At 42.8% G+C, this 1,699-nt stretch carries 2 protein-coding genes; both read left to right on the forward strand.

All coding sequences use genetic code 11. The annotated features are described in order from the left end of the window. A partial coding sequence (locus MUP17_04425; protein ID MCJ7458218.1) for an ATP-binding protein occupies positions 1 to 591 on the forward strand: 591 nt, incomplete at its 5' end. Positions 592 to 617: 26 nt separating this feature from the next. Then, on the forward strand, positions 618 to 1,699 hold a 1,082-nt coding region (locus MUP17_04430; protein MCJ7458219.1), incomplete at its 3' end, for a sigma-54 dependent transcriptional regulator.

Consider the following 1,699-nt stretch of genomic DNA (forward strand, 5'->3'; position numbering starts at 1 on the left):
ATGCTCTCCTTGCTCCTGCAAAATGCTGAAGAAAGGCTAAAGGATCCTGATTTCCAGAAAAGCGTTCTGGTCACCATATCGGACACTGTGGAGAGGATGAAAAATCTGATAAGCAAGCTCTCCACACCCTCAGCTGGAATAAAATTAGATTTGAAAAATTGTGATCTGAATAAAGTTGTGCAAAACATTCTGGATAAGATGAAAATCTCTAATTTCACCCGCATTAAAACCAGATTGGATTTTGGGAGCTTGCCCCTGGCAAGATGTGACCAGACTCAGGTAGAGAAGGTCTTTCAGAACCTCATCCTCAACGCTTTGGAAGCCATGCCAGAGGGAGGAACCCTGTCGATAACTACTGAGCTGAACAAAGAAAAAAGTTTAATCAGGTCGAAGGTTTCTGATACCGGCTCCGGGATGTCGAAAGATTTCATCAGGAATTCTCTTTTCAAGCCTTTTCAGACCACTAAGAAAAAGGGGTTGGGCATAGGGCTTATTCAATGTAGGGAAATTATGGAAATGCATAAAGGCAGGATCTCGGTAGAAAGCGAAGAGGGGAAGGGAACTATCTTCACCCTGGAACTTCCTTTATAAAAGTTTTTGAATGAGGTTAAATAAAAATGATGGAGAAAGAGAAGATATTGATCGTGGATGATGAGGAAGGAATAAGGACACAACTTTCCTGGGCTTTAAGGGATGAGTATGAAACCCTTTTAGCCTCAAACGCGGAAGAGGCTTTAGCACTTGCCAGAAAAGAAAAGCCGGATCTGGTGACCTTAGATGTGGCTTTATCCATCTATGAACATGAAAAAGACGGGCTGGATATACTTGAAGACCTTCTCCAGATTGACCCTCTTTTAAAGGTGATAGTTATCACCGGGCACGGAGAGCAGATAAACGCCTTAAGAGCTATAAGCTCGGGTGCCAGCGACTTTTATACCAAGCCCATAAACTTAGATGAGCTAAAGGTTATCATTAAAAGGAATCTACATGTCCGGAGACTGGAGCGTGAGAACCGGGAGCTGATGGAGGAGTTGGAGGAGAAAAAGTTTGAAGATATTATCGGCACCAGTCCTAAAATGGTTGAGGTCTTCAAAACCATAAAGAAAATCGCCACACCGGACGTGACAGTGCTCATCACTGGTGAAAGCGGAACCGGAAAGGAGATGGTAGCAAAAGCTATCCATCGTAAAAGCTTGAGAAAGGATAAGCCTTTTGTCACCATCAACTGCGGGGCAATACCGGAGACACTTTTGGAATCCGAGCTTTTCGGACACGAAAAAGGAGCTTTCACCGATGCTTATATTCAGAAAAAGGGTAAGTTCGAGTATGCAAATGAGGGGACAATCTTCTTAGACGAAATCGGTGAGCTTCCCTTATCTTTACAGGTAAAGCTCTTAAGGTTTCTCCAGGACCACCAGATCGAGAGGGTCGGGGGTAAAGACCCGATCCATCTTGACTTGAGGATTGTCGCGGCTACTAATAAACCTCTGGAAAAAGAGGTCCAATTAAAAAAATTCAGGGAAGACCTTTATTATCGGTTGAGCGTAATAACCATAATTCTTCCGCCTTTAAAAGAAAGAGAGGAAGACGTAATAATTCTGGCTAATGCTTTCCTGAATGCCTGTTCTAAAGAATTTAATAAGCTTGGTCTATCTTTTAGTCAGAAAAGCATTATCAAACTTAAGGATTATGCCTGGCC

It is taken from the genome of Candidatus Zixiibacteriota bacterium, from assembly GCA_022865345.1.
In the GTDB taxonomy this organism is placed as follows: Bacteria; Zixibacteria; MSB-5A5; order MSB-5A5; family RBG-16-43-9; genus RBG-16-43-9.